Below are 26921 nucleotides of genomic sequence, written 5' to 3' on the forward strand. Positions count from 1 at the left end.
TACCGAGCGGCTCGCCCAAGGGCCAGGAGCCGTCTGTGGAAGTGATCGCACCACAAGCCGTGGATACGCTGATCCGCCTGCTGAGCGGCGACGGCTACGAGGTGGTGGGGCCGACACGGCGCGATGGCGCGATCGTCTACGACCGGGTGGGCGGCCTCGAGGACCTGCCGGTGGGCTGGACCGACGAGCAGGCCCCCGGGCACTACCGCCTGCGCGAACGCGACGACGACGCGCTGTTCGGCTACGTGGTCGGGCCGCATTCCTGGAAGAAATACCTGTTCCCGCCCGAGGAGACCCTGTTCCGGCTGACCCGCCAGCCGGACGGCAGCTTCGTGACCGAGCCCGGCACCTCCGACGCGCCGCGCCGTGCCTTCATCGGCATGCGCGCCTGCGAGCTGGCGGCGATCGACGTGCAGGACCGGGTGTTCCTCGGCCAGGCGGTGCAGGACCGCGGCTATGCCGCCCGCCGGCGGGACCTTTTCATGGTTGCGGTCAGCTGCGCCGAGCCGGGCGGAACCTGCTTCTGCGCCTCCATGGACACCGGCCCGCGCGCCCGCGAGGGATTCGACCTGGCGCTGACCGAGGTGATCGACGCCACCCAGCACTTTCTGGTCGCCGAGGCCGGGTCCGAGGCCGGGCGCGCGATGCTCGACCGGCTCGATCCGCACCCGGCCAGCGATGCCGAGCAGGCCGCCGCCGAGCGGGTGTGGGCCGAGGCACCGGAAAAGGTGGGCCGGCAGATGCCGGCGGATGCCCGCGAGGTGCTCAACCGGGCCTTCGAGCACCCGCGCTGGGAGGAAACCGCCGAGCGCTGCCTGTCCTGCTCCAACTGCACCCTGGTCTGCCCTACCTGCTTCTGCTCGCAGGTCGAGGAGGTGCCGGACCTGGAAGGCCAGCGCACCGAACGCGTGCGGCGCTGGGATTCCTGCTTCAACCAGGAACACTCGCACCTGGTCGGCGGGCCACACCGCGAGTCCGTGGCCGCGCGCTATCGCCAATGGATCACCCACAAGCTGGCCACCTGGCACGACCAGTTCGGCACCTCCGGCTGTGTCGGCTGCGGGCGCTGCATCACCTGGTGCCCGGTGGGGATCGACATCACCGAGGAAGTCACCGCGGTGCGCCGCGATCCGGAGGGCCGGGGATGAACGAGCTGCTGGCCATCATCGAGAAAGAGCCCTTCTTCGAGGATATGGCGCCGGAGCACCGGCGCCTGCTGGCGGCCTGCGCGGCGAAGTGCAGCTATACGGCCGGCACCCGGCTGATGCGCGACCACGAGCCGACCGAGACCTTCTGGCTGATCCGCGAGGGCCAGGTCGCGCTGGTGAGCCCGCTGCGGGAAGGCAGCGTGGCGTTCCAGACCCTCGGGACGGGAGACATCCTCGGCTGGTCCTGGCTGCTGCCGCCCTATCGCGCCAGCTACGATGCGCGGGCGGTGACCGACATCCATACCCTGCGCTTCGATGCCGGCGTGCTGCGCGAACGTATGGAGGCCGACCCGGCGTTCGGCTACGTGCTGATGAAGCACTTCGCCGCGCTGATCGTCCAGCGCCTGCAGGCGGCGCGGTTGCAGGCGCTGGACATCTACAGCCACGGAGGGCCCGGCCATGGCGCCTGACGCGGTTGCAACCCTGCCGGATCAGGCGATGGCGCCAGAGCCCTGGCGCATCCACTCGGTGCGCCGCGACGTGGCCAGCAACGAGGTCTTCAGCTGGACGCTGTACCCCGAGCCGGGGGTGGAGCCCGGCGCCGCGCCGGCACCCGGGCAGTTCAACATGCTCTACCTCTTCGGCGTGGGCGAGGTGCCGATCTCGGTCTCGGCGATCACCGACGACGGCGGTATCGTGCACACCATCCGCGCGGTGGGCAGCGTGACCCGCGCGATGCAGGATCTGGAGGCCGGCGCGGTGATCGGCCTGCGCGGGCCGTTCGGCACGGCCTGGCCGCTGGAGCAGGCGCGCGGGCGCGACCTGGTGCTGGTGGCCGGCGGCATCGGCCTGGCCCCACTGCGGCCGGTGATCCACGCGGCGCTCCAGAGGCGTTCGGAGTTCGGGCGCGTGGTGGTCTGTTACGGCGCGCGCTCGCCCGGCGACATGATCTTTCGCGACGAGCTGGACGCCTGGGCCGAGCGGGATGATGTGGATCTGCGCATCACCGTGGATCGCGGCACCGCCGCCTGGCGCGGCGATGTCGGCGTGGTCACCCAGCTGGTGGATCGTGGCGGCTTCGACCGGCGCAACACCCTGGCGATGACCTGCGGCCCGGAGGTGATGATGCGCTTCACCGCGTCCGCGCTGGAGCGCCGCGGCCTGAAGCCGGAGGACATCTTTGTCTCCATGGAGCGCAACATGCGCTGCGCGGTGGGCTTTTGCGGCCACTGCCAGATCGGGTCGCATTTCGTCTGCCGCGACGGCCCCGTGTTCCCCTACCCGGTGATGGAGCCGGCCTTCCGGGTACGCGAGCTATGAGTCGGGAAAAGCCCACCCTCGCGGTGTTCAAGTTCGCCTCCTGCGACGGCTGCCAGCTCAGCCTGCTGGACTGCGAGGACGAGCTGCTGGCAGTCACCGACCGCATCCGGATCGCGCACTTCCCCGAGGCCACGCGCACCCGCATCGACGGGCCGTGGGACCTGACACTGGTGGAGGGCTCGATCACCACGCCACAGGCGGCGGAGGAGATCCGCGAGATCCGCCGCGCATCGAAGTTCCTCGTGACCATCGGCGCCTGCGCGACCACCGGCGGCATCCAGGCCCTGCGCAACTTCGCGGATGTCGAAGAATTCACCCGCCAGGTCTACGCCCACCCGGAATACATCGAGACCCTGGCCACCTCGGATGCCATCAGCCAGCACGTGCCGGTGGACTTCGAGCTGCGCGGCTGCCCGATCGACAAGTACCAGTTGCTGGAGGTCATCAGCGCCTTCCTCTACGGTCGGCGCCCGCAGGTCTCCAGCGCCAGCGTCTGCGAGGAGTGCAAGCGGGCGGGACAGGTCTGCGTGATGGTCGCCCACGGCACGCCCTGTCTCGGCCCGGTCACCCACGCCGGCTGCGGCGCGTTGTGCCCTGGTTGCAACCGCGGCTGCTATGGCTGCTTCGGGCCCAAGGAGACACCCAACGCGCCGGGCCTGTCCGGCCAGCTGGAGACCCTGGGGATGGATCGCGCCACGCGCGTGCGCTTCTACCGCACCTTCAACGCCGGCGCCGACGCCTTCCGCGAGGAGAGCGAACGTCAGGAGAGCGGCGCGGCACCGCCCGAAGAATCAGGAAACCGGCCATGAGCGAGACCCGCACCATCGAAGTCGACTACCTCGCCCGCGTGGAGGGCGAGGGCGCGATGTACGTGCGCACCGAGGGCGACCGCGTGGAGGAGGTGAAGTTGTCGATCTTCGAGGCGCCGCGCTTCTTCGAGGGCTTCCTGCGCGGGCGCGACTTCCGCGAGGCCCCGGACATCACCGCGCGCATCTGCGGCATCTGCCCGATCGCCTACCAAATGGGCGCCTCGCTGGCGATGGAGGACATCTGTGGCATCACCGTGGACGGCGTGCTGCAGGACCTGCGGCGGCTGGCCTACTGCGGCGAGTGGATCGAGAGCCATGCTCTGCACGTGTTCATGCTCCATCTGCCGGACTTCCTCGGCTATCCCGACGCGGTCACCGCCGCGAAGGACCACCCGGACATGGTGCGCAACGGCCTGCGCATCAAGAAGATCGGCAACGCCATCCTGCGCCTGCTGGGCGGGCGCGAGATCCACCCGGTGAACCTGCGCGTGGGCGGCTTCTACCGCGCGCCGTCGCCGGACGAGGTCGCCGGGCTGCGCGAGGACCTGTCCTGGGGCCTGGAGGCCTCCTGCGAGGTCGCCGAATTCCTCGCCACACTCGACTACCCGAACCTCGAACGCGACTACGAGTTCGTGTCGCTCGTCCACCCGGACGAATACCCGATCACCCACGGGCGCCTCGGCTCCAGCAGCGGCCTGGACGCGGCCATCCGCGACTACGACGACATCTTCACCGAAGAACACGTCGCCCACTCCAACGCCCTGCACAGCCACCGCTCGGACTCCGGCGAACCGGTGTTCATGGGCCCGCTGGCGCGCTTCGCCCTGAACCGCGAACGCCTCACCCCGCGCGCCGCCGAGCTGGCCGAGCGCGCCGGGCTGGGCGCGGCCTGTCGCAACCCCTTCCGCAGTATCCAGGTGCGCATGATCGAGATCGTCCTCGCCTTCGAGGAGGCCCTGCGCCTGGTGGACGGCTACCGGGCCGCGCCGGCCGAACCCGCGTTGCCGGTCACCCCGCGCGCCGGCACCGGCTTTGGCGCCACCGAGGCCCCGCGCGGCATCTGCTACCACCGCTACAGCATCGACGACGCGGGCCTGATCACCGACGCCAAGATCGTCCCGCCCACCTCGGTCAACCAGCCCACCATCGAGGCCGACCTGCGCGAACTGGTCCAGACCCACCTCGACCTGCCGGACGACGAACTGCGCCACCACTGCGAGGTCGCCATCCGCAACTACGACCCCTGCATCTCCTGCGCCACCCACTTCCTCGACCTGACCGTCGACCGAAAATGAACGGCGCCCGAAAGAAAGATGCGAGTTTCGGAAGGAACGCATGCGGAAGCCCACCAAACTGAATCAGGAAGAGCAGGAACTGCTCGATGCCTTTGAAGCAGGCGAGTTCGAATCGGACAAGGACAACGAACGCAGGGCATCCATTGTCGAGGCCGCGGAAAATGGATCCCGCAAGACTCCTGAACAAACCCAAGAGGCCTCGGCCGACGATGGAAGATCGGCAGGCAAGGGCCCACTCGTCATCGGCATAGGGAACCCCTGGCGCGGCGACGACGGCGTCGGCCACGCCGCAGTCGAGGCCCTGCGGGGCACCTCGGGCCTCACCACCGCCACCTGCAGCGGCGAGCCCGCCGAGCTCATGGACCTGTGGCAGGGCCACCACCCCGTCATCCTGGTCGACGCCATCGTCACCGGCGCCGCGCCCGGCACCCTCCATCGTCTTGACGCCCGCGAGCCGCTGTCGCGCGGCGCCCGCTACTCCTCGCACGGCATCGGCCTCGCCGAGGCCGTCGAACTCGCCCGTTCCCTAGGCGACCTCCCGGAGACGCTCATCGTCCACGGCATCGAACCCGCCTGCCTTGAGGATGGGGCCGATCTCTCCACAGCCATCGCCGAGAACATGCCCCGTCTCCTCCATAGAATCTGCGACGAATTTGGGCCATCGCCGAACGCAAATCACAGCGATTTCTAGCGGCCGGGAGTGCTCTCTGGTTCCTCGGTGCTCTGGAGGCGATCGTAGACTTCGCGCAGCAGATGATCGCTGGCCACGCGTCGGAAGTTGTCGTCGTTCATCAGGCGGCCGAAGATCTCCTCGTTGCCGTCCATGCGCTCGATGAACAGGTTCTCCAGCATACGGTTGAACACATAGGCGAAGTTGTCACGCGTGTTGGCCCGGGCGGCTTCGCGCAGGGTGTCATTTTCGACCGCGCTCTCGGCAATCTGATCGAAGAAGAGCTGGTCGGCCGGGGTGAATTCCGTACCGAAGCGTTCGTTAAGCTTGCCGATCAGGGTGGACAACTCCACTTCGTCATCTTCGGCCTTGCCCGTCCCGACCTCGGTGGGTCCATACAGCGGCTGTGCTTCGCCTACGCCGAGATCGATGGTGCCCTCGCTGATCTTCTGCAGGCGGTAATACTTCAACGAGACCTCGTCCTCCAGTTCGAAGACGGTGTCATCGGCGCGCCGGGGCAGTTTGTGGAGCAGAAAGCGCCCGTAGCTGTAGAGCTTTTCCAGACTACTGTCCTGGTAGGGGATGATCTGCGCCAGAAAGGCGTAGAGGTTGCGGAAGCTGGCCAATTGCCCTTTGAACTGGTCCTGTTCCTCCTCGTCCAGCGCCTCGTAGCGCTCCACGGCATGATCAAGGATCGCGTTAATCTTCTGGTGATGCGCCGCCGTGGGTTCGTTGCGGTTCTTGTACCAGATCTCCGCAAAGGCATTCACCTCATCGCTGGTGAAGACCTGGTGCTCTTCCAGCCGGTGCTGCAAATCGTAGAGCTGATGGGGATCACTGGGCTCACCAGCGGGCGTCACTTCGTAATAGGACTTGAAGGCCTCAAAGATCTCGCCCGGCTCGTTGACGAAATCCAGCACGAAGGTGTCTTCCTTTCCGGGGGCGGTCCGGTTCAGGCGGGAGAGGGTCTGCACCGCCTGAATACCCGACAGCCGCCGGTCCACATACATGGTGTGCAGCAATGGCTGGTCAAAGCCGGTCTGGTACTTCTCCGCCACCAGCAGCACCTGGTAGTGCTCGGAGGCAAAGCGGTCCGGCAGCTCCGATTCCTTGATGCCCTCGTTCATGCCCACTTCGGTGTAGGACTGGTCCGGGAAGTCCGGGTCGGTGACGCTGCCGGAGAAGGCCACCAGCGAGCGGATGCCGGTGATGTCGTGGTCCTTGATGTACTTGTCGAAAGCCTGCTTGTAACGCACCGCATGCAAGCGCGAGGCGGTGACCACCATCGCCTTGGCCCGACCGCCGATGCGGTGACAGGTGTTGTGGCGAAAGTGCTCGACGATCACCTCCACCTTCTGGGCGATATTGTGCGGGTGCAGGGACATGAAGCGCGCCAGCGCCCGGGCCGCCTTGCGCTTGGGTACCTTTGGGTCGTCCTCGATGGACTTGATCAGCCCGTAATAAGTCTTGTAGGTGGTGTAATGCTCCAGCACATCCATGATGAAGCCTTCCTCGATGGCCTGGCGCATGGAGTACAGGTGAAACGGCGGCTGGCCGTCCGGACCGGGCTCGTTGAACACCGCCTGGGTCTTAAACTTGGGCGTGGCGGTGAACGCGAAGAAGCTGATATTGGGCTGGCGCGGGCGCTTGAGCATTTCCTTGAACAGCTCGCGGCGCGCTTCCTCGGAGAGGTCTTCCTCCTCCACATCCAGAAACTCCTCGGCAATGGCCGATTCGATGCCGTCGCGGTTGAGCACCTTGCGCAGCTCCATGGCTGTCTCGCCGGACTGGGAACTGTGCGCCTCGTCCACGATCACCGCAAAGCGCTTGCCGCCGGTGTTGAGCGCCACCTCCTCGCCCTTCTTCGCCAGGGTGTCCATGGCCTGGGTGATAAAGGGGAACTTCTGGATGGTGGAGATGATGATGGGCACGCCGGAGGACAGCGCCTGGGCAAGCTGCTGGGTGTTCTCGTCGATCTTCTGCACCACCCCCTGTTTGTGCTCGAACTGGTAGATGGTGTTCTGCAACTGCTGGTCCAGCACCCTGCGGTCGGTAATCACCACGACCGTATCGAAGACCTTGTTGTCCCCGGCATCGTGCAGACTGGATAGCCGATGGGCCAGCCAGGCGATGGAGTTGGACTTGCCCGAGCCCGCCGAATGCTGCACCAGATAGTTGTGCCCCGGCCCCTGGGCGCGGGCGGAGTCGATCAGCCTGCGCACCGCATCGAGCTGGTGGTAGCGGGGGAAGATCAGGGTTTCCTTCCTGTGGCGTTTGACGCCCTTTTTGGTGGTGACCTTGCTCTCGCTCACCTCCAGATGCAGGAAGCGGGCGAGGATGTCCATCAGGCTGTTACGGGTCAGCACCTGCTCCCAGAGATACGCGGTACGGTAGTTGCCATCCTCGGCGGGCGGGTTGCCGGCGCCGAAGTGGTGGCCGCGATTGAAGGGCAGAAAACGGGTGTCGTCGCCGGTAAGGCGCGTGGTCATGAAGGCCTGGTCCGGGTCCACGGCGAAATGCACCAGCGCCCGCTCCTTGAAGCGGAAGATCGGCTCGGCCGGGTCGCGGTCACGCCGGTACTGGCCCATGGCGTCGTCCACCGTCTGCCCGGTCATGGGGTTTTTCAGCTCCAGCGTGACCACCGGCAGGCCATTGACCGACAGCACCATGTCCAGCGACTTCTTCGGATGCTTCTCACTGAAATGCACCTGCCGGGTCACCCGCAGGCGGTTGTGGCCGTAGGCTGCTGCCGCCTCCGGGTTCATGCCGGTATTCGGCGCAAAGAACGCCAGCCGGAAAGTCTTGCCGAAGCACTTGAAGCCGTGGCGCAGCACATGCAGGGCGTTCTTGGAGGCCAGCTCCTTGACCAGCGAGCCCAGCAACACCTCCCCCGCCTTGTCGCCATGCAGTTTCACCAGTGACTGCCAGCGCTCGGGCTGGCTGGCGGAGACAAAGGCAATGACCTCCTCCGGGAACAGCGCCCGCGCCGGATCGAAACCGCCAGCCTCGCCGCGTTCAAAGCCGCCCCGCTCAATCAGCGACTGCTCCATGGCCTGTTCGAAGTAGATTTCCTGGTGCATGGGCTTCCCCGTTTCAGGCCACCTTGATCTGGCCGGTGACGGCGTTGGTAATCAGGGCAGAGCGATACTCCGTCAAAGCTCCAATTGACTGCTTAACTAACGCTTCATGGTCGCCCATTTTTTTAAGCGTCTCATCCAAGTGATTTGTTATAGCCTCTTGTTCAGTCAGCGGAGGCCACGGTGTTTTCATTGGATGAACGCGGTTCCTGTTTACTGTTGGGTTCGAGGATCCACTATTAAAACTGGTCATGTCCAAGGTGTGCAGAACATACCATACATAACGCGGCAGATTGCCTCGGAACTCGCGAACATAAAGGGTTGTGTCATGTGGCCAAAAATCAGTAGAAATAAAATGAAGCTTTCCGGCCGACCCTTTTCGACCAATTAATACTCCCGGCCCAGAACAAAAGGCAGTATCATGAAAGTACTCGATACCTCCAGAAGAAATTACTGGATGCGGGCCGTTCACCCTTTCTGCTTTTGTGATATCAACGCCGCGCTGCAACTTTATTTTTTGCCCCAGAGCACAAAAATCCCAATGCGCCGGAACCTCCCCCAGCCACTCGATGCCGCTGTCTTTCATGGGGGCATCGGGGTTCAGGCCCTTGGTGACGGCGCGGGTGATCAGGGCGGTGCGCTTTTCGGCCAGCCGGTCGAGCAGGCGGCGCTTTTTGGCGATCAGGGTGTCGATCTCGGCGGTCTTGCGGTCGAGGAAGGCGGCCACCTTCAACTGATATTCCAGCGGGGGAACATCTATTACCGCATTCTTCAAGGCATGCTGAGATATGCCAAACCGGGTGACCCCTTTTGCAGACAATTTGAATTGGTCATTCAATACCGGAGACTGGGCCACCCAGGAAAGGAAGCGCCCGTCCACCTCGTCCGAATCAGGCTCAATAACGGCCAAGTGGTACCCACAGACCACTTCAGGCATCGTCTCGGCAACATAGGCCGGGACAGCGATATCCTCCCAGCTCTCACTGTCCTTGGTCAGGAGCACCTGCCCTTTCTTCAGCCCGAATCGTTCGATTTCGCTTCCCGTGGCGGAGCCCTGCATGAATGGTATGTCGGGCGTGATATTTTCGTGGTAGTAAACGTCCGTGTAATTACACAGGCGTACAGCGGCCTCACCTTCAACAATATGCTTATCGACATTGCTTGTACGCACACTGGATACGAACTTGAGCTTGCGTTTCCTCCAGTGCCGCGCCCGCTCGTCAGCGATTACCTGTTCATTTGAACTGACGGTCATTGCGGTTGCTCCTTCTTAATCCGCTCCTCCAACGCCTCCAGCTCCCGCAAATCCTCGGCATCGGCCTCTAGCGCCTCGTCCCGCCGCCGTTGGGCGTCGAACTGCTCATAGCGCTGGTGAGCGATCTGTTCCATGCGGTCGCGGCTGATGCTGCCCGCGCCGTCGAGGACAGGCCGTTCGTTGAACTCCAACAGCCGGTCCACATTGTGGCGCCAGTAGTCCAGGGTCAGGTCCTTGCGCTCTTTGGCGCGCAGCTCGGCCTGTTCCAGGAAGATCACCACCAGGCGGTTGAGGGTGTCCACCTCGTCGGCGCTGAGGTAGTTCTTGGCGATGGTGACATCCTGCTTGCGCACCCGCGCGCCCTTCCAGCTGGTCAGCGCCATGTTGGGGGAGTCGGCGTCGGCGCGCCGGACCACGATTTCGGCGGCGGTGTGGCCGGTAACGGCATAGAGCAGCTTGTTCTGCACCTCGGCGAAGAACAGGTTGGCGTCGCGGTCGTCGGGCTGGTAGTCGCTGGACAGGGCGAACAGATCGCGCACCTTCTGGTAAAAGCGCTTCTCCGAGGCGCGGATGTCGCGGATGCGGGCCAGCAGCTCGTCGAAGTAGTCCCAGCCTCCGGGCTCCTTCAGGCGCTGGTCGTCCATGACGAAGCCCTTGAGCAGGTATTCCTCCAGATGGGCGGTGGCCCACTGGCGGAACTGGGTGCCCCGGGGGGAGCGCACCCGGTAGCCCACGGCCAGGATCATGGGCAGGCTGTAGGCCTTGAGGCGGCGCCGCACCTGCCGCTGGCCCTCCTGGCGAACTTGTAAGGAATCCTTACAAGTTGCCTCCGCGCTCAGCTCGCCCTCTTCATAGATGGCCCGGATGTGCTGGGTAATGGCCTGGGGGGTGGTATCGAACAGCTCGGCCATCTCCGCCTGGGTCAGCCAGACGGTCTCGCCGTCTGCCCGGAGCTGAATTTCCGCACGGCCATCCTCGCTGCGGTAGAGGATCAGCTCGCCCGCGCTCATGCCGTCACCTTGTTCAGCATCTCCAGAATCTCGCCCTCCAGGTTCTGGATATCCTGCTCGATATCTTCCAGCGGCCGGGGCGGTTCGTAGACATAGAAATGCCGGTTGATAGGGATCTCGTAGCCTACCCTGGTCTTGCCGTGATCGATCCAGGCGTCATCGACGAAGGGCAGCACTTCCCGGGCCAGGTAGTCCTCGCAGTGGTCGCGGACGAGATCGAGCAACTGGCTGTTGTCGGCGTCCTTGTCGTAGCCGATGGGCAGCGGCAGCGGGATGTCGGCGGGCAACGGCACGATCTCGGTATCGCGCAACTCGGTATCCGGCTCAGGGTCGCCCTTGCTGTCCCGGCAGATGGCGGCTTCGGGGTCGCGCTCGGACAGGGCGTTGAGAACGGCCTTCTTGACCGGCGCGGGCAGTTTTTCACCGGCGTCCTTGAACGCGGCCTTGAGCAGGGGTTCGAACTCGGCGCGGTCGGTATGAAGTCGGCCATCCAGCCCTTCCAGAATACTGATCATGCGCTGCTGGGTGGCTTCACCGGCTTTCACCTCGGCCTCCATCTCGGCTTCGTTCTTGCGCTTTTTGCTCTTGGCGAGATTGACAAAGGTGGTCTCCTGCCAGAGGCGCTCGATGCGCTCGGCGCTGACCTGGAAGTTGAGCCGGAGGGGGCGTTCCACGGTGACTTTCAGGTAGCCAAAGTCGCGGTTGTCGAAGACCTTCGTGCAGACCCGCTCGCTCTGCTCCCCGTTCAGCCCCACCCGGCAGGTGGCGCCGTCGGTGAAGTCGGCGTAGAGGCGGGTCAGCTCTTCGATGTGCGCATCGCCCAGTTCGTTGCGCTTGTTGCCCAGGCTCTTTTTCATCTTGCGGTAGTGGCGGGTGCCGTCGATGAGCTGCACCTTGCCCTTGCGCTCATCCGGCTTGCGGTTGCTGACCAGCCAGATGTAGGTGTAGATGCCGGTGTTGTAGAAGAGCTGGTCCGGCAGGGCGATGATGGCGTCCAGCCAGTCGTTCTCGATGATCCAGCGGCGGATGTTGCTCTCGCTGGGGCCAGGCTCGCCGTTGAACAGGGGCGAGCCGTTGAAGACAATGGCGATCTTCGAACCCTCACCCCCTTGTTCAGGGCTGGGCTTCATCTTGCTGAGCATATGCAACAAGAACAGGGTGGCGCCGTCGTTGATGCGCGGCAGACCGGGGCCGAAGCGGCCGTTGAAGCCCAGCTCCCTGTGCTCCTTCTTCACATAGTCTTCCTGGGGCTTCCACTCCACGCCGAAGGGCGGGTTGGCCAGCATGTAGTGGAAGGTCTTGTCCGGGTGGCCATCGCCGGTTTCGCCGTCGCCCAGGGTGTCGCCAAAGGCGATGTTGTCCACCGGCTCATCCTTGATCAGCAGATCCGAGCGGCAGATGGCCCAGGATTCTTCGTTGTACTCCTGCCCGTACAGCGCCAGGTGGGCCTGGGGATTCTGTTCGGTAATGTATTCCTCAGAAACCGACAGCATGCCGCCGGTCCCGGCGGTGGGGTCATAGATGGTGCGGGCGATGCCGGGGGTGTAGACCTCCTCGTCCTTGGTATAGAGCAGATGGGCCATCAGGCGGATCACCTCCCGCGGCGTGAAGTGATCGCCGGCCTCCTCGTTGGCCTGCTCGTTGAACTTGCGCACCAGCTCCTCGAACACATAGCCCATGTCGTGGTTGCTGACCCGGTCCGGGTGCAAGTCGATGCGGGGGTCGGCGAACTCCTTGACGATGAGGTACAGCCGGTTGGCCTTGTCCAGCTTCTCGATCTCGGACTCGAACCCGAAGGCCTCGAATACGGCCCGGGCGGACTCGGAAAAGCCGTTGATGTAGCTGGTGAGATTGGTGGCGATGTTCTCGGGGTCTGCCAGTAGCTTCTCGAAGGTGTAGGGGCTGATGTTGTACAGCGGATGTTCGCGCCCCTGGCTGGCCTTGCGCGCAAGCACCTTGTGCAGAGCGTCACCCTCCAGGCCGCGAGCCTGAAGCTTTTCGTACTCCTTCAGCACCTGCTCCTTGGTGGGCGCCAGCACGCAGTCCAGGCGGCGCAGCACCGTCATGGGGAGCATGACCTTGCGGTACTGCGGCGGCCGGTAGGGGCCGCGGAGCTTGTTGGCGATGTCAAAGACGAAATCAATCAGGCGAGACGTATCGGTGGAGGCCATTGGTCCCCTGCTATGGTTTGTGATTGTTTCCTGGGTAGAAGGTCGAACGCTGTGATCCAGGGTCAAACCTTGCCTTTTGCCTCTCCCGGGCCCGCGAGCAAAAGGCCTGGGGAAACACGGAGACCCCCTTGCACGCTCCCACAAGTATGCCTGCGCGACCCTCACCCCAGTGGACACCAGCCCGGCCGACGACACGGACCGGCACCCGATGGCACGGGCCGAGGTTCGAACGCTCCAGCCTCGGAGTGGAGATCCAGCAAACCCGGCGCGGGCAAGCTCAGATGTGGCCCATCGCCTCCATGGCGCGGGCGACCTTCACGAAGCCGGCGATGTTGGCGCCGACCGTGTAGTTGCCGGGCGCGCCGTATTCCTCGGCTGTTTCGTGGCAGGTGCGGTGGATGTTGGCCATGATCTCCTGCAAGCGCGCCTCGGTGTATTCGAAGGTCCAGGAGTCCCGGCTCGCATTCTGCTGCATCTCCAGCGCACTGGTGGCCACACCGCCGGCATTCGCGGCCTTCCCGGGGCCAAAGGCGATCCCGGCCTCGCGGAAGGTCTGGATACCCTCCGGGGTGACCGGCATGTTGGCGCCCTCGGCGACCGCGATGCAGCCGTTTTCGACCAGGACCTTGGCGTCCTTTCCGGTCAGTTCGTTCTGGGTGGCACACGGCAGGGCCACATCGCAGGGGATCTCCCAGATACTGCCATTCTCGCTGTACTTCGCGCCCTTCTTGCGCTCCGCGTAGGCACTGATCGGGCCGCGCTCGCGTTCCTTGATCTGGCGCACCAGGTCCAGGTCGAGCCCGTCCTCGTCGAGGATAACCCCGCGGGAGTCGGAACAGGCGATCACCCGGGCGCCCAGCTGCTGGGCCTTCTCGGTGGCATGGATCGCCACGTTGCCGGCCCCGGAGATGATCACGCGTTTACCCTCCAGCGAGTCGTTGCGCGCCTTCAGCATCTCCTGAGTGAAGAAGATCGCCCCGTAGCCGGTGGCCTCGGTGCGTGCACGGCTGCCGCCCCAGTCGAGACCCTTGCCGGTGAACACGCCGGCCTCGAAGCGGTTGGTCAGGCGCTTGTACTGGCCGAACAGGTAGCCGACCTCGCGCTGGCCCACGCCGATGTCGCCCGCGGGCACGTCAGTGTACTCGCCGATGTGGCGGTACATCTCGGTCATCAGGCTCTGGCAGAAGCGCATGATTTCGGAATCGGAGCGCCCCTTCGGGTCAAAGTCGCTACCGCCCTTGCCGCCCCCGATCGGCAGGCCGGTGAGGGCGTTCTTGAACACCTGCGAGAAGCCGAGGAACTTGATGATGCCCAGGTACACCGAGGGGTGAAAACGCATGCCCCCCTTGTAGGGGCCCAGCGCACTGTTGAACTGGACGCGGAAGGCCCGGTTGATGTGCAGCTCGCCCTTGTCGTCCTGCCAGGGGACGCGAAAGATGATCTGACGCTCGGGCTCGCAGATGCGCTGGATGATCTTGAGCTCGGCGAGCTCCGGGTACTTCACCAGCACCGGTCCCAGCGTCTCCAGCACGCCATGGACAGACTGATGGAATTCCGTCTCCCCGGCGTTGCGGTGCAGGACTTCCTGATAAATGGGTTCGAGCTTCTCGTCGAGGCTTCCGTTCATGGATCGCATCCTGATGGTCTGATTCGGACGCATTTAGGCATGCGGGTGCCGAGAAGACAATCCCGACCGCCCCATGATGGTGCATTCCGTCACCGACTTCGCAGCGCAGGAAGGGGGCCGGGTGCGGCGTCAGATCGCGCTATTGGCCGCGATCTATCGAAGGCGACAAAGACCTGGCCTGACGCCGAGAACCTGCGCGGCCGGCCGGTCCATCGGTCGCGGCTTCGGGGTCATGGACAGCCTGCGGGCTTCCGTGCGAACCGGCGTACTTGAGAAGCCGAAGATGAAGATGGCGCAGGACATACCCGCCAGCAGGCCCTCACCGGCGCCAATAAGGATCACGCCGCTCGCGCCAGTGTCATACGTCTGGGTCAGCATCACGATCCCGACCATTATCAGCGCGATCGCCACCAGCTTGAGCGTGTCGGGGCTTTCCAGCTTCAGGGCGAAGGAGACGATTAGACGAACACCGGAGCGGTGTACCTCAGTGTGCCCGCCACGGCCACGCTAGCGTTCGCGATACTCAGGAAGTAGAACGCGAAGTGGCCCGCCACACCCGGCGCGAAGCGGCGCCTCCGAAGGAATTACCATCATCCGGCAACGCTCTGGGCCCAAGCGTCCGGAACGAAGGCACTTTTACTCACCGGTCGCGGTCTCATCTGCTATGAATAGGTGAGCATCTTCGCTCGCCCCGGTCGCCTGCAGGTCTCCACCATGTCCGAACGTGTTCCCCCGATTGCCTGGACGCCGGCCGTTTTCTTTGCACTGACCAACCTGGCCGCGGTCACGCTGGTGCCGTGGTGGTGGCTCACCCAGGGCTTCAGCGGCGCGGCCTGGCTGTTTTTTGGCCTGTTCCTGGTGCTGAGCGGGCTGGGCATCACGGTGGGTTATCACCGGCTCTGGGCGCACCGCACCTTCAAGGCGCGGGGGCCATTGCGCGTTCTGCTGGCGCTGAGCGGTGCCCTGGCGCTGCAGAACAGCATCTACAACTGGGGCGCGCGGCATCGCGTGCATCATCGCTACGTGGATGATGTGGAACGCGACCCGCATTCCATCAAGCGCGGTTTCTGGCATGCCCACATGGGCTGGATGCTACGCAACTGGCCCACCAGCGAGCCCGACTATTCGCGGGTGAAGGACCTGGCAAAGGACCCGGTGGTGATGTGGCAACACCGGCATTACTGGACCCTGGCATGGGGACTGAACCTGGGCCTGCCTCTGCTGCTGGGGCTGGCATTCGGGGATGTGATCGGCATGCTGCTGCTGGCCGGCATTTTGCGCATGGTGCTCAGCCACCACTTCACGTTCTTCATCAACTCCCTGGCGCATTGGTGGGGCCGTCGTCCCTACAGTGACGACAGCACCGCCGTGGACAACGGACTGGTCGCCCTGCTCACCTGGGGCGAGGGGTACCACAACTTCCACCACGCCTTTCAGGCGGACTACCGCAACGGGGTGCGCTGGTGGCAGTACGACCCCTCGAAGTGGCTGATCAACCTTTTTGCCTGGACCGGACTGGTGTATGACCGCCGCTGGACACCGCGCTTCAAGATCATGCGCGCACGGCTGCACACCGAGTTTCGCCGCCTGCTCAATGCCGACCAGGCCGGGCCGGCGCACGACTCCTGGCGCGCAACCGTGGAGCGGGAGTATCAGCGTTTCCGCGATACCGTGAACCAGTGGCAGGAGGTGCAGGCGCGCAAGATGCGGGCCGGGCGCGAGGCCATGAACGATCGCTGGGTGCGCACGGAACTGCGCACCCAGTTCAAGGAACTGGAGTATCGCCTCAAGATGCAGCGCCGCCGCCTGCGCGCCCTGTCGGCCTCTCGTCGCGCGACCACGGCGTGAACGCGGGCCCCGGATTGCGGGGCCCGAGTACCTTCAGGCGCGATCACCCCCCAGCTTGGCTGCGACCCGGTCGGCCACCTTGCCACGGACCACAACCTCGTCGGCGCCCGCCTGGCGCGCCGCCTTGAGCATCGCCCCTTCCACGTGCGGGCCAAAGGCGAGAATCTTCGCGTCCGGGTAGCGCTCGCGCCAGGTCGACACCGCTTCCACGCCACGGCTGCCGAGGTCGACCACCACCAGGTCGGGCTGCTCCGGCGCCTGACTGCTGGTAACCGATGCGCCGGCCGAACGCCAGCGCGACTCCAGCCGCACGCGGGTCATCAGGTCCGGGGTGTCCAGATGGATCTGCATGAGCGCTCCTGATTGGGCCGGGCGATTGAAGGGGTGGCGCGCGGCGCGGCGACCTGACCGGATCGTGGGCAACCGTGCCCGGGCGGGTCGATTCCGCGCCTGCACGTAGTACAAACTCTAGACTACCGGGTACCGCCGGCATCATCGCGTTCGCGAAGGCCGGCTGGAAAGCCCCTCCTTGGCCCGGCTACAACCAGAGAACGGATAACAATGGCCCTGAGCGAACTCGAGCGCAAACGGATCGAAAAGCTGATGGAGGCGTTCATGGAACGGCGGCGGCCGCCCGCCCATGTTCGAGACCGTCTGGACTTTGTCTGGCGCCTGGAGGGTCAAAGCGTGTCGCTGTACGAGGTGCGCCCGCTGATGGATGACGCTTCGAGGATCGTGGAAAACCCGGTATTCAAGGCCACGTTCGTGCGCAAGTCGGGCCGATGGAAACTCTACTGGCAACGGGCAGACCTGAAGTGGCATGGCTACGACCCACACCCGGAACTCGCCTCGCTGGAGGACGTGCTACAGGTGGTGGAGAAAGACGAATACGCCTGTTTTTTCGGATAGGGAACACGGATGCACGAGTTTTCGCTGATGGCCGATTTGATGCGCAAGATCGAGCAGGTGGCGGCCGACAACAACGCCCGGCGCGTGACCCGCGTACGGGTATGGCTGGGCGCGTTGTCGCATATCACGCCGGAGCATTTCCGCGAGCACTTCGAGGACGGCACCCGCGGCACCGTCGCCGAGGGGGCCGAGCTGGACGTGGAGACCTCGGACGACGAGACCCACCCCGAGGCCCAGCAGATCCTGCTGCGGAGCCTGGACGTGGCGTGAGCGCCGCCGCGACACGCGCCCCGTCGCCTGCGCGCTGGCACCTGGTGGTCACCGGCCGGGTTCAGGGCGTTGGCTTCCGGCCGTTTGTCGCGGAGCGGGCCCGGCGGCTCGGCATCACCGGCTCGGTGGGCAACACGCCGTCCGGCGTGGTGATCCAGGCCGAGGGACGAGAGGCCGCGCTCGTCGCGCTGCGGGCTGCCCTGGAGCAGGAGGCCCCGCCGGCCGCGCGGGTCGATGCGATCACCGTGACGGCATCTCGCCCCGTCGGCGATACCACCTTCCGCGTGGTTCAGGGTCCCGGGCAGGGCGGCGCGCCGGCCCTGGCGCCGGACCGTGCACCCTGCCCAGACTGCCGCGCCGAGATCCGTGACCCCGAGGCAAGGCGCTACCGCTACCCGTTTACCGCCTGTACGGTCTGCGGGCCGCGCTGGAGTATAGCGACGGCCCTGCCCTGGGACCGCTCGCAGACCACCCTGGACGGATTCCCGCTGTGCGCGGCCTGCCGGGCGGAGTTCGAGGCCCCGGGGGACCGGCGCTTTCACGCGGAGGCCATGGCCTGCCCGGACTGCGGGCCGCAGGTAACGCTGCGCGGCCCGGACGGAAGCGAACACGCCACCGGCGATGCGGCCCTGCACGCGGCAGTCAACGCCCTGCGCGAGGGGCAGATCCTGGCGCTGAAGGGTCTGGGCGGGTTCCAGCTCCTGGTGGACGCGACCCGCCAGGATGCGGTGGCCCGCCTGCGCGCGCGCAAGCAGCGCCCGGACAAGCCGCTGGCGGTCATGCTGCCGGATGGCGACTGGCTGGACCAAGTGGCACGTGCCACCGGCGCCGAACGTACGCTGCTGGATGCGCCGGAGGCACCGATCGTGCTGGTGGACCGCCGGCCCGGCGCCCCGCTGGCAGAGGGCGTGGCGCCGGGGTTCAACCGTCTGGGACTGATGCGGCCGGCGACGCCGCTGCATCACCTGCTGCTGGAGGCCTTCGCCGGCCCGCTGGTCTGCACCTCGGGCAACCGCGGCGGCGAGCCCCTTTGTATCGACACCGCGGAGGCGGTGACCCGACTGGGCATGATCGCGGACGGGATCCTGGACCACGACCGGCCGGTCGCGCGGGCACTGGACGATTCGGTGTTCCAGATCGCCGCGGGTCGGCCTCAATGCCTGCGCCTCGGCCGCGGGTATGCGCCGCTGCGAGTGCCCCTGCCAGACGCCGGGCCCGTCACCCTTGCGCTGGGGGGCCACCTGAAGGCCGCCCCGGCCCTGGCCCTGGAGGACGAGGTGGTCGTCGGCGCCCACGTCGGCGACCTGGACAGCGATGCGGCCCTGCACCGGCTGGCTGGCGAGGCCCGCGCACTGGGCGAGCTCTGTGGCGTGGACATCGCGCGCGTCGCCTGCGACCGGCATCCCGACTACGCCTCCACGTCGCTGGCCGGGGGCTGGGGGCCTCCGGTCGTCGCCGTACAGCACCATCACGCCCACGCGGCGGCCTGCCTGGCGGAGCACGGGGTACGCGAACCAGCCGTGGCGCTGGTCTGGGACGGCATGGGCCTGGGAGAGGACGGCATGCTATGGGGCGGCGAATGCCTGGCAGTGGACGCCGACAGGGGCTTTGAACGGCGCGGTCATCTGCGGCCCTTTCGCCTGCCCGGGGCCGAGGCCGCGATCCGCGAACCCCGGCGCGCCCTGCTGGGCCTGCTGCATGCCCACTTCGACGGCGATCCGGCCGCGCTGGAGGCGAGCCCCGCGCGGGCCTTGTTTACCGCTGCGGAATGGCACCCGCTGCTCGCGGCACTGGAGCGAGGGATCCACGCCCCCTGGACGTCCAGCGTCGGGCGGCTGTTCGACGCGGTCGCGGCACTGGGCGGGCTGCGCACCGGCGCCGGCTTCGAGGGGCAGGCGGCCATGCTCGTGCAGCAGGCGGCGGAGGCCGCAGGGGGCAGGGTCAACGCCACTGGCATTTCGCTGAGTACGGCCACAACACCGTGGCGGGCCGACTGGGGCCCGCTGGTCGCCGCCCTGCTGGCCGATCATGCCGGCGCGGCGACACCCGGACGCATGGCGGCCCGCCTGCACGGGGCGCTGGCCGGATTCGCGGTCGACGCCGCCCGGGCCGGGGGGCATGCAACCGTGGCGCTGACCGGCGGATGCTTCCAGAATCGGTGGTTGCTGCAACAATGCGTGGACGCGCTGCAGGCCGCCGGCTTCCGTGCGCTGTGGCCGCAACGCATCCCGCCCAATGACGGCGGGCTGGCGCTGGGCCAGGCGCTGATCGGGCGCCGGGCCGCGGTGCCCCCGAACGGAGACTGAGCCCATGTGTCTTGCCATCCCCGGTCGTATCGACAGCGTGGACGGTGTCGACCCGCTGTTCCGCCAGGCGCGCGTAGCCTTCGGTGGCGTCACGCGCGTGGTCTCGCTGGCCTGCACCCCGGAGGCCGGGCCCGGCGACTACGTGCTGGTCCACGCCGGCATCGCGATCGCCACCCTCGACGAGGCCGCTGCCGAACGCACCCTGGCGGCCCTGCGCGAAATCCCCGCGCACGACCCGCCCGCCCCGGAGGGCCCGTGAAGCACTTGGACGAATACCGCGACCCGGCGCTGATCCTGCGTCAGGTGGAAGCGATCCGCGCCACCTGCACCCGGCGCTGGACGCTGATGGAGGTCTGCGGCGGCCAGACCCACGCGATCCTGCGCCATGGCCTGGATGAACTGCTGGCGGACGCCGTCGAGCTGATCCACGGGCCCGGCTGCCCGGTCTGCGTGACCCCGGCCGAGACCCTGGACCAGGCGGTACTGCTGACCCGACGCCCGGAGGTAATGCTTTGCACCTTCGGCGACATGCTGCGCGTGCCCGGGGCGCTGGGCGACCTGAACGCGGCGCACGCAGCCGGGGGCGAGGTGCGCGTGATCTACTCGCCGCTGGATGCGGTGGCGCTGGCGCGCGAACACCCGGAGCGCGAGGTCGTGCTGCTGGCGGTGGGCTTCGAGACCACCGCCCCGGCCGCCGCGATCGCCGTGCTGCAGGCCGAGGCCCTGGGCCTGGGCAACCTGTCGCTGCTGGTCTCGCACTCGCTGGTACCGCCGGCGATGGAGGCCCTGCTAGCCGACCCGGACAACCGCATCCAGGGCTTCCTGGCCGCCGGCCATGTCTGCACGGTGGAGGGGGCGGCCGCCTATCACGCGATCGCCGAACGCTTCCGGGTCCCAATCGTGGTGACCGGCTTCGAGCCGGTGGACCTGCTGGCCGGGATCCACGCCTGCGTGGAGCAACTGGAACGCGGCGCGGCCCGGGTGGAGAACCGCTACGACCGGGCAGCGCCGGACGACGGCAACGCAGCCGCGCGCGCTGCGGTCTCTCGCGTCTTCGAGCCGGTCGAGCGCGAATGGCGGGGCATGGGACGCCTGCCCGCCAGCGGCCTCGGGCTGCGCTCGGAATACGCCCGGTTCGACGCCGTGGCCCGTTTCGGGCTCGTCACACCCGAGGCGACCGGGGATGGCCCCTGCATCGCCGGCGAGGTGCTGCGCGGACTGCGCCGCCCCACCGACTGCCCCGCCTTCGGCCGCGATTGCACGCCGGATACCCCGCTGGGCGCGCCCATGGTCTCCTCCGAGGGGGCCTGCGCGGCCTACCTGCACTTTCGGGGCGAGGCATGACCACCGACGTCGTACGCCTCGCGCATGGCGGCGGGGGGCGGATGCAGGCGAAGCTGCTGGACGAGGTGATCCTGCCAGCGCTGGGCATCCCGGCCCTCGCCGCCCCCGATGCCGCCGTGCTCGACGCCCCGGGCGGGCGCCTGGCAATTACGACGGACAGCTTCGTGGTGCGGCCGCTGTTCTTCCCGGGTGGCGACATCGGCCGGCTCGCGGTGCACGGTACGATCAACGACCTCGCTATGGCCGGGGCGCGCCCCCTGTGGCTGACCCTCGGCCTGATCCTGGAGGAGGGGCTGCCGCTGGACGACCTGCGGCGCGTCCTCGCCTCGGTGCAGGCGGCCGCAGAGGAATGCGGCGTGCGGGTGGTCGCCGGCGACACCAAGGTGGTGGAGGCCAGGCGCGGCGACGGGGTCTACATCAACACCAGCGGGGTGGGCGTCGTGCCCGAAGGCGTGCAGATCACGCCGGGCGCGATCCGGCCCGGTGATGTACTGCTCGCCAGTGGCGATCTTGGCCGCCATGGTGTCGCAATCCTCGCCGCCCGCGAAAACCTGGGCCTGGACCCGCCGATCCCCAGTGACAGCGCATCGGTCGCCGGGGCCGTGGCCGCACTACTGGCCGCCGGCGTGCCCGTGCATGCGCTGCGCGACCCGACCCGCGGCGGTGCGATCGCCGCCCTGCAGGAGCTGGCCGATGCCTCCGCCTGCCGGCTGGTGCTGGAGGACGCCGCAATCCCCGTGCGCAACGACGTGCGCGGGGCCTGCGAGATCCTTGGTCTGGACCCGCTGCACTCCGCCTGCGAGGGCCGCTTCCTGGCCGCCGTTCCGGAACACGCGACCGCTCAGGCCCTGAGGATTCTCCGGACCCGCGCGGAGACAGCCGGGGCCGTCGCCATCGGACGGGCGGAGGCGGGCGAACCGGCCGTCATCCGGCGCCTGGCGACCGGCGTGGAGCGCCGGGTCATCCTGCCGGCCGGCGAGCAACTGCCACGTATTTGCTGAAGCGGCCTGCGTGTCGCGCTATGGTGGGTCAGAACGACAGGAGGACCCCGAGATGAACTTGCGCACCCTCATGGGAACCGCTCTAGCATTGGCCACCACGCCCGTCCTGGCCCACCCCGGGCACGGACACGGGGACGCCTTCTCGCTGCTCCACTTCCTGAGTTCACCCGAGCATCTCTGGCCCCTCGGGCTGCTGATGCTGGCCATTGTCGGGGGCCTGTTCGGTGCCCGCTGGTACCGCCACCGGGCGCGACGCTGACGTCAGCCGGCGACGGACGAACCTTCCACCGCCCACCAGTAGCGCTGTTCGTAGTCGCGGTCGCGATCGCGCACGGGTACCGGGACGAAACCCATCGTCGCGAAGAAATTGGCCGCCGAGGCCTGGGCCTTGACCAGCACCCCGGCCACCCCGGCCTCGTGCGCGGCGCTCCGGCAGGCCTCGACCAGTTGCCGGCCCACACCCTGCCCGCGGTCGGCTCGCCCCACGTAGAGGCCATGCAGCAGCAGCCCGTCGGCGGCACCCTCCGGCAGCTCGCGGGGCTCCGCCGTCTCCCAGGCGGCGACGCCGACCACCTCGCCCGCACGCTCCAGCACCGTCACCTCGAGGAACATCAGATCGGCCTCGGTATAGCGGTAGGCCGGCAGGGCGAGCCGGCGCACACGTTCGGGCAGGGGCCAATCCTCGATCGCCTCGGCCACCAGATGGTTGATGGTGTCGAGATCGCCGGGGCGGGCCGGGCGGAGGGATTCGGGAGATTTCGTCATGGGCATGTTTGCAGTATTGGGCACAGTCGGGCTCGTCGTCGGCATGGTTCCTGCTCGGACCTGTTCGACAGGCCGAAGTGCCGGGACAAACGGCCCGCGCGGGCCGTCACGACAACGCCATCCCCGATCAGGGATAATCGTGGCGCACCGAAAGGAGACGACACCGCACCATGACGGAACTGAAAAAGGCGATCGAGCACCAGCGCGACTACCTCGAGGACAAACTGCATGAACCCCTGGCGGAGATCGCCGGCCGGCTGAGTGCCGCCTGGCCGCGCCGCGAGGCGCTGGACTCGATACTGGAGGAGGCGATCCGCCAGATCCCGGAAGCGACCTTCGTGTATGCACTGAACACCGAGGGGGTCCAGCTTTCGGACAACATCTCGCGCACTGGTGTACTGCCGGAACACTTCGGGCGCGATCGCTCGCAGCGCCCGTACATGAAGGAGGCCGTGCCCGCGGACGGTTTCCTGCTGTCGGATGCCTACATCAGCCTGCTCGGACGCCGGCCATCCCTGACCTCATTGCAGCTGGTGCGCGACGACCAGGGCAATGCGCTGGGCTTTCTCGGCGCGGATTTCGACCTGCGCAACCTGCCCGACTTCTCCGAGGACCTGTACGAGGAACCCAGCGAGTGGCGCCAGATCAAGGGCGATCCGTCGATTCGCGGGACACTGTTCCTGCAGAGCCGCACCGAGAGCCTGATGGACCAGAACATGGACACCGCCCTGGCCATTCTGGAAGAACTGTTCACCGAGCGCGGCGTGTTCCAGGGCGTATTTCACTTCTCCAGTTCGCGCGCCACGCTGTGGACCACCGAGGACCCGTACCGCTACCGCATCCTGACCCACGAATCCCTGGGCGACCCGGACGTCTGCCTGGCGTTTCCGCACGAGCCATACCCCGCGGAGGCGCTGATCCCGAGGGAGGACGTCGGCCGCGTGCTGGAGGCGTTGCGCGCGTTGCGCTATGCCGACGAGACCGTGTACCTGCGTTCCGCCTCGATCAACCTGTTCAACGGCATGATCAGCCTGACCTTCTCGTGCGACGGCTCGCATTACATGACCTGGGACGACTTCCTTGGCCGCTCCATCCAGTTCTGGATCGGCGCCACCGGCTGAACTCGCGCTTTCAGCTCAGGCGCTTCTGGCACTCAAACGGCAAGAAGCGTGTCTCGATTAAGTGGTAAAGGCGAGCCCCCAAGCGGATCTACCGAGAAGGTTTCAGCATCACACATTGCCGATTGCCCCGACGGTGACGCTATTCCGAAAGGGCAACAAGCAAGGTTTGACCCCAGATCCTCCACCTCATCGCGTTGGTTGGTAATGACGAGCGCCCACTCCCCGTTTTCTGCTCAATTTCCATCGGTCAGCGCAAAAGGCATGGTTTGACCCCGACTTTCCGCTATTCGGCCTTACCCCTTGCCGGTTACCCCAACGCCGATGCTTGGCCGAAAGGGCAATAGGCAAGGTTTTACCCCAGGTCCCATCACTGCCTGTGATACGCCAAGCGAAAGCCGGGCAGTCGCATAGACCCGGGGCAGGATCACTATCACCCGGCCATCTTCTTGAGGTTTTCGTGGATCTTGAAAATCACAATCAGAAGTTCGGACCACACGCGGGCCCCGATCGCGCCGAAAATGATCACCCCGAGCCCCATGAGGAAGCTCACAAATGTCATCTCATTACCGAACCGCCCGCCGGTAAACATGGTGCCAATCCCGGCCAGCGCGACACCGACCAACAAGAGCCAGTACACGATGGTGATAATTTTCGGGGTGAGCATGGTGTCGAAGAAAAATAGGTCACGCATGGAATCATCCTTGGGTTGTTTGGCGCTGGGAAATCCAGACCCGGGCCAGTAGTTGAGGTGCCCACTCGGCGAGACGGATTGGCGTTATCGCGAGAGAGCACCGATTGTATGTGGCAGATGTACTGGACGCGAAGGGACGCCGGGCGACCTCGCTCCCTGACCGGGATTACCGCCACTCAGCAACGAACTCCAACAGCAGAAGGCCTCATTCAGGGCGCGCTACCAGCACATTCGTTAGTGCTTCGTTTATCGCAGCAGGTGACGCATCATGTTTTCACCGAGGCGGCGTTGCGCTTCGGCCGCGTTATTGCATGCCTCGGTATTGGCGTCACGGCCCTGGGCCGCCTTCTCCATACACTCAACAGAAACCTTCTCGAGCTGGTCGGGGTTTTCCATCAGCGTTTCGACCGACGGAGCACCGCAGGCCCCGAGTAGAAAGACGAGCGGGGTAGCGAAAAGTACCTTTTTCATTTTGGGCATCCTTGTTTTCTGTCCGTACATTCTGCCCCTACCGTAAAACACGGTGAAGCGTATAAACCTTAATTTAATACACCTTTTTAATTTGGGACAATGCACCAACGACTCCGACAACTAAACTCAAGACGACAAGAAGCCAGCATTCGATCCCGGAGCTCCCGCCGGATTTCTACCTTACCCATTGCCAACTACCTTAGCGACGACGCCATGCCGAAAGGGCAGAGGGCAGGCCTTGACCGCAGATATCCCAGATTCGTCTCAGATCCATTGACCAATGTTTTTCTAGGCATGAATCGGAGAGAAACCTTCTTGTTTGAGATATTTTTCTAATGTCGATTCGCGTAGTTTTCCCGCTTTTACGACCAGAAAATAATAAGAAACGAACAATGCGATGGGGGCGAAAAATATTCCAATAACAATCACAACCATCAGAAGCGCCACAGGGAAAACGAAGAACAGCCAGATGTAGCCTAAAGTTTTGTATGGTGAGTTCAACGGGTCGACGCAACAGTGGCCATGAGTTTATCCGCCGGGGAGATAAAGCCCAAAGTTTTCCGCGGTCGCCGATTCAAGCGGAGGGCGACTTCATCCAGGTCGGTCTGTGAGAAGCCGGCCAGTTCCGTACCCTTGGGGAAGTACTGGCGCAGCAGGCGGTTGGTATTCTCGTTGGTGCCGCGCTGCCAAGGACTCTGCGGGTCACAGAAGTAGACCTTCACATCCGTGTCGGCGGTGAAGGCCTTATGGCTGGCCATCTCGCTGCCGCGATCCCAAGTCAGGGAGCGCCACATCTCGCGCGGGAGTCTGCGGACCTCGCGGCTGAGCGCGCTCGCGACACTCGCCGCATCCTTGCCTTGGACCTTCACCAGCATCGTAAAGCGGGAGTGGCGCTCGACAAGCGTGGCGATGTGGCTGTTCTTCGCCCCGGAGATCAGGTCTCCCTCCCAGTGGCCCGGTATCGCACGATCTTCCACTTCCGCCGGACGCTCTCGGATCGATATGGCATCAATGATCTGGCCGCGCGGCTGTCCTTCCGTGCTCGCAAGGCGTGAGCGGCGCATCATCCGTCGCGAACGCAGGTGCTTCAGCAGTTCTTTCTTGAGTACGCCGCGAGCCTGAATGAAAAGGCTGCGGTAAATCGTCTCGTGGGAGATGTGCATATTGGACGCGCCTGGATATTGAACCCGTAGCCATCCTGCGATTTGCTCGGGCGACCAGTCCAATCCGAGCTTCTCTGCCACTATTTGTTGCAGTGGGATATGCGTTGCGAGCCGACAGGGTTTGGGGCGCCGCGCCCGATCCCACGCCCGACTATCGGCCACAGTGGCGCGATATGTGCGCCGGGTGCCGTGGCGCGCGATCTCGCGGCTGATCGTGGAAGGGGCGCGCTGGAGGGTCGCGGCAATCTGACGGATCGTTGCCCCGCCAGCAAGGCTGCGGGAGATCTCCTCGCGCTCTGAGGGCGTCAACGCCAGACGGGACCTGCGACGCTCGGCAGGGGCAATTCCGCCACACGCGGCGACGACGCCATGAATCGAACCAGCCTGCTTGCCCAGCGCTCGGCCAATGTCACTGAGCGACTCGCCGGCTTGCCACCGTGCCCAAAGCTCAGCCCTCTGTTTGGCCGAGAATCCCGGCCTCCCCATTTGCTCCATATGCAACACCCCCCAAACGCAGTATTAGGACCGAAGGTGTTGCATCGATCAATTGAACTCACCATGCCTTTTTTATGGAGGAGATTTCGGATCGGTCGTATACTTTTCTTTCTCCGCTCTCACAAGCGAACATCACACTTAAGCCCCCGCCAACT

Annotated in this window: 25 protein-coding genes and 1 pseudogene; 15 read left to right on the forward strand and 11 right to left on the reverse strand. The window is 65.6% G+C overall.

The window, feature by feature from the left end:
* Positions 1-35: 35 nt before the first annotated feature.
* The 6 genes from F618_RS0100750 to F618_RS0100775 are packed head-to-tail and all read left to right on the forward strand — an operon-like array spanning position 36 to position 5263.
* Entirely contained in the window at positions 36-1148 is a 1113-nt protein-coding gene (locus F618_RS0100750; protein WP_026331102.1) for a 4Fe-4S dicluster domain-containing protein, read from the forward strand.
* Entirely contained in the window at positions 1145-1618 is a 474-nt protein-coding gene (locus tag F618_RS0100755; protein WP_019567508.1) for a cyclic nucleotide-binding domain-containing protein, read from the forward strand. The genes F618_RS0100750 and F618_RS0100755 overlap by 4 nt, the downstream gene beginning before the upstream one ends.
* Positions 1608-2468 carry an FAD/NAD(P)-binding protein gene (locus tag F618_RS0100760; protein WP_019567509.1) on the forward strand — a complete coding sequence of 287 codons (861 nt, stop codon included), beginning with the start codon at positions 1608-1610 and terminating at the stop codon, positions 2466-2468. Before F618_RS0100755 ends, F618_RS0100760 begins: the two co-directional genes overlap by 11 nt.
* Positions 2465-3277, forward strand: coding sequence for an oxidoreductase (locus tag F618_RS0100765; protein WP_019567510.1), 813 nt, complete (start codon positions 2465-2467; stop codon positions 3275-3277). Before F618_RS0100760 ends, F618_RS0100765 begins: the two co-directional genes overlap by 4 nt.
* Positions 3274-4572 (forward strand): Ni/Fe hydrogenase subunit alpha, encoded by a 1299-nt coding sequence (locus F618_RS0100770; RefSeq protein WP_019567511.1) that lies wholly within the window; start codon positions 3274-3276, stop codon positions 4570-4572. The genes F618_RS0100765 and F618_RS0100770 overlap by 4 nt, the downstream gene beginning before the upstream one ends.
* A 40-nt stretch (positions 4573-4612) precedes the next feature.
* Positions 4613-5263 (forward strand): hydrogenase maturation protease, encoded by a 651-nt coding sequence (locus tag F618_RS0100775; RefSeq protein ID WP_019567512.1) that lies wholly within the window; start codon positions 4613-4615, stop codon positions 5261-5263.
* On the opposite strand, the gene F618_RS0100780 is transcribed toward F618_RS0100775, so the two are convergent.
* The 6 genes and pseudogenes from F618_RS0100780 to F618_RS16125 form a co-directional block, all read right to left on the reverse strand.
* On the reverse strand, positions 5260-8322 hold the full coding sequence (locus tag F618_RS0100780; protein WP_019567513.1) for a type I restriction endonuclease subunit R: 3063 nt from the start codon (positions 8320-8322) through the stop codon (positions 5260-5262). The two genes, F618_RS0100775 and F618_RS0100780, sit on opposite strands and share 4 nt — an antisense overlap.
* A gap of 13 nt (positions 8323-8335) precedes the next feature.
* On the reverse strand, positions 8336-9574 hold the full coding sequence (locus F618_RS15165) for a restriction endonuclease subunit S (RefSeq protein ID WP_019567514.1): 1239 nt from the start codon (positions 9572-9574) through the stop codon (positions 8336-8338).
* A complete protein-coding gene (locus F618_RS0100790) occupies positions 9571-10584 on the reverse strand; it encodes a virulence RhuM family protein (protein ID WP_019567515.1) in 1014 nt (337 codons plus the stop codon). The genes F618_RS15165 and F618_RS0100790 overlap by 4 nt, the downstream gene beginning before the upstream one ends.
* Entirely contained in the window at positions 10581-12755 is a 2175-nt protein-coding gene (locus tag F618_RS0100795; RefSeq protein WP_019567516.1) for a class I SAM-dependent DNA methyltransferase, read from the reverse strand. Before F618_RS0100795 ends, F618_RS0100790 begins: the two co-directional genes overlap by 4 nt.
* 277 nt (positions 12756-13032) lie before the next feature.
* Positions 13033-14382, reverse strand: coding sequence for an NADP-specific glutamate dehydrogenase (gene gdhA, locus F618_RS0100800; protein ID WP_019567517.1), 1350 nt, complete (start codon positions 14380-14382; stop codon positions 13033-13035).
* Between the two features lie 235 nt (positions 14383-14617).
* Positions 14618-14939: pseudogene (locus F618_RS16125) on the reverse strand (EamA family transporter); the annotation flags it as partial.
* 157 nt (positions 14940-15096) lie between these two features.
* Between F618_RS16125 and F618_RS0100810 the strand changes: the two are divergent.
* A complete protein-coding gene (locus tag F618_RS0100810; protein ID WP_038070977.1) occupies positions 15097-16230 on the forward strand; it encodes an acyl-CoA desaturase in 1134 nt (377 codons plus the stop codon).
* 33 nt (positions 16231-16263) lie between these two features.
* On the opposite strand, the gene F618_RS0100815 is transcribed toward F618_RS0100810, so the two are convergent.
* A complete protein-coding gene (locus F618_RS0100815) occupies positions 16264-16581 on the reverse strand; it encodes a response regulator transcription factor (RefSeq protein ID WP_018144999.1) in 318 nt (105 codons plus the stop codon).
* Between the two features lie 210 nt (positions 16582-16791).
* On the opposite strand from F618_RS0100815, the gene F618_RS0100820 reads away from it, so the two are divergent.
* The 7 genes from F618_RS0100820 to F618_RS0100850 are packed head-to-tail and all read left to right on the forward strand — an operon-like array spanning position 16792 to position 22319.
* Positions 16792-17139: a DUF3024 domain-containing protein gene (locus F618_RS0100820; RefSeq protein WP_018649599.1), complete on the forward strand. Its 348-nt coding sequence runs from the start codon at positions 16792-16794 to the stop codon at positions 17137-17139.
* A gap of 9 nt (positions 17140-17148) precedes the next feature.
* Positions 17149-17409, forward strand: coding sequence for a hydrogenase maturation nickel metallochaperone HypA (locus F618_RS0100825; RefSeq protein WP_019567518.1), 261 nt, complete (start codon positions 17149-17151; stop codon positions 17407-17409).
* On the forward strand, positions 17406-19715 hold the full coding sequence (hypF, locus tag F618_RS0100830) for a carbamoyltransferase HypF (protein ID WP_019567519.1): 2310 nt from the start codon (positions 17406-17408) through the stop codon (positions 19713-19715). The genes F618_RS0100825 and hypF overlap by 4 nt, the downstream gene beginning before the upstream one ends.
* Before the next feature lie 4 nt (positions 19716-19719).
* Entirely contained in the window at positions 19720-19974 is a 255-nt protein-coding gene (locus F618_RS0100835) for a HypC/HybG/HupF family hydrogenase formation chaperone (RefSeq protein ID WP_018168829.1), read from the forward strand.
* The gene (hypD, locus tag F618_RS0100840; RefSeq protein WP_019567520.1) at positions 19971-21059 is read left to right on the forward strand and encodes a hydrogenase formation protein HypD; all 1089 of its coding nucleotides are present in this window, start codon (positions 19971-19973) and stop codon (positions 21057-21059) included. The genes F618_RS0100835 and hypD overlap by 4 nt, the downstream gene beginning before the upstream one ends.
* The gene (gene hypE / locus F618_RS0100845; protein ID WP_019567521.1) at positions 21056-22060 is read left to right on the forward strand and encodes a hydrogenase expression/formation protein HypE; all 1005 of its coding nucleotides are present in this window, start codon (positions 21056-21058) and stop codon (positions 22058-22060) included. Before hypD ends, hypE begins: the two co-directional genes overlap by 4 nt.
* 52 nt (positions 22061-22112) lie before the next feature.
* Positions 22113-22319, forward strand: coding sequence for a hypothetical protein (locus F618_RS0100850; RefSeq protein ID WP_018950892.1), 207 nt, complete (start codon positions 22113-22115; stop codon positions 22317-22319).
* 2 nt (positions 22320-22321) lie between these two features.
* On the opposite strand, the gene F618_RS0100855 is transcribed toward F618_RS0100850, so the two are convergent.
* Entirely contained in the window at positions 22322-22825 is a 504-nt protein-coding gene (locus F618_RS0100855; protein WP_019567522.1) for a GNAT family N-acetyltransferase, read from the reverse strand.
* A gap of 170 nt (positions 22826-22995) precedes the next feature.
* Between F618_RS0100855 and F618_RS0100860 the strand changes: the two genes are divergently transcribed.
* On the forward strand, positions 22996-23946 hold the full coding sequence (locus tag F618_RS0100860; RefSeq protein ID WP_018144990.1) for a PDC sensor domain-containing protein: 951 nt from the start codon (positions 22996-22998) through the stop codon (positions 23944-23946).
* Between the two features lie 430 nt (positions 23947-24376).
* Here F618_RS0100860 and F618_RS0100865 read toward each other — a convergent pair whose 3' ends face one another.
* From F618_RS0100865 to F618_RS15225, 3 genes are all read right to left on the reverse strand, one after another.
* Positions 24377-24637, reverse strand: coding sequence for a DUF4282 domain-containing protein (locus tag F618_RS0100865; protein WP_019567523.1), 261 nt, complete (start codon positions 24635-24637; stop codon positions 24377-24379).
* Between the two features lie 246 nt (positions 24638-24883).
* Positions 24884-25108, reverse strand: a complete 225-nt coding sequence (locus F618_RS0100870; protein WP_019563859.1) for an EexN family lipoprotein — start codon at positions 25106-25108, stop codon at positions 24884-24886.
* 497 nt (positions 25109-25605) lie between these two features.
* Positions 25606-26766, reverse strand: a complete 1161-nt coding sequence (locus F618_RS15225) for an IS30 family transposase (RefSeq protein WP_081620841.1) — start codon at positions 26764-26766, stop codon at positions 25606-25608.
* Between the last annotated feature and the right edge of the window lie 155 nt (positions 26767-26921).

This window comes from Thioalkalivibrio sp. ALMg13-2, from assembly GCF_000381185.1.
Lineage (GTDB): Bacteria > Pseudomonadota > Gammaproteobacteria > Ectothiorhodospirales > Ectothiorhodospiraceae > Thioalkalivibrio > Thioalkalivibrio versutus.

Coding starts and splice junctions, on each gene's coding strand:
- F618_RS15225 (WP_081620841.1), bottom strand. CDS start 26,766: ATGGAGCAAATGGGGAGGCCGGGATTCTCGGCCAAACAGAGGGCTGAG.
- F618_RS0100810 (WP_038070977.1), top strand. CDS start 15,097: ATGTCCGAACGTGTTCCCCCGATTGCCTGGACGCCGGCCGTTTTCTTT.
- F618_RS0100820 (WP_018649599.1), top strand. CDS start 16,792: ATGGCCCTGAGCGAACTCGAGCGCAAACGGATCGAAAAGCTGATGGAG.
- F618_RS0100825 (WP_019567518.1), top strand. CDS start 17,149: ATGCACGAGTTTTCGCTGATGGCCGATTTGATGCGCAAGATCGAGCAG.
- F618_RS0100790 (WP_019567515.1), bottom strand. CDS start 10,584: ATGAGCGCGGGCGAGCTGATCCTCTACCGCAGCGAGGATGGCCGTGCG.
- F618_RS0100835 (WP_018168829.1), top strand. CDS start 19,720: ATGTGTCTTGCCATCCCCGGTCGTATCGACAGCGTGGACGGTGTCGAC.
- F618_RS0100870 (WP_019563859.1), bottom strand. CDS start 25,108: ATGAAAAAGGTACTTTTCGCTACCCCGCTCGTCTTTCTACTCGGGGCC.
- F618_RS0100770 (WP_019567511.1), top strand. CDS start 3,274: ATGAGCGAGACCCGCACCATCGAAGTCGACTACCTCGCCCGCGTGGAG.
- F618_RS0100795 (WP_019567516.1), bottom strand. CDS start 12,755: ATGGCCTCCACCGATACGTCTCGCCTGATTGATTTCGTCTTTGACATC.
- F618_RS0100780 (WP_019567513.1), bottom strand. CDS start 8,322: ATGCACCAGGAAATCTACTTCGAACAGGCCATGGAGCAGTCGCTGATT.
- F618_RS0100865 (WP_019567523.1), bottom strand. CDS start 24,637: ATGCGTGACCTATTTTTCTTCGACACCATGCTCACCCCGAAAATTATC.
- F618_RS0100850 (WP_018950892.1), top strand. CDS start 22,113: ATGAACTTGCGCACCCTCATGGGAACCGCTCTAGCATTGGCCACCACG.
- F618_RS0100755 (WP_019567508.1), top strand. CDS start 1,145: ATGAACGAGCTGCTGGCCATCATCGAGAAAGAGCCCTTCTTCGAGGAT.
- F618_RS0100760 (WP_019567509.1), top strand. CDS start 1,608: ATGGCGCCTGACGCGGTTGCAACCCTGCCGGATCAGGCGATGGCGCCA.
- F618_RS15165 (WP_019567514.1), bottom strand. CDS start 9,574: ATGACCGTCAGTTCAAATGAACAGGTAATCGCTGACGAGCGGGCGCGG.
- F618_RS0100860 (WP_018144990.1), top strand. CDS start 22,996: ATGACGGAACTGAAAAAGGCGATCGAGCACCAGCGCGACTACCTCGAG.
- F618_RS0100855 (WP_019567522.1), bottom strand. CDS start 22,825: ATGACGAAATCTCCCGAATCCCTCCGCCCGGCCCGCCCCGGCGATCTC.
- F618_RS0100775 (WP_019567512.1), top strand. CDS start 4,613: ATGCGGAAGCCCACCAAACTGAATCAGGAAGAGCAGGAACTGCTCGAT.
- gdhA (WP_019567517.1), bottom strand. CDS start 14,382: ATGAACGGAAGCCTCGACGAGAAGCTCGAACCCATTTATCAGGAAGTC.
- hypE (WP_019567521.1), top strand. CDS start 21,056: ATGACCACCGACGTCGTACGCCTCGCGCATGGCGGCGGGGGGCGGATG.
- F618_RS0100815 (WP_018144999.1), bottom strand. CDS start 16,581: ATGCAGATCCATCTGGACACCCCGGACCTGATGACCCGCGTGCGGCTG.
- F618_RS0100765 (WP_019567510.1), top strand. CDS start 2,465: ATGAGTCGGGAAAAGCCCACCCTCGCGGTGTTCAAGTTCGCCTCCTGC.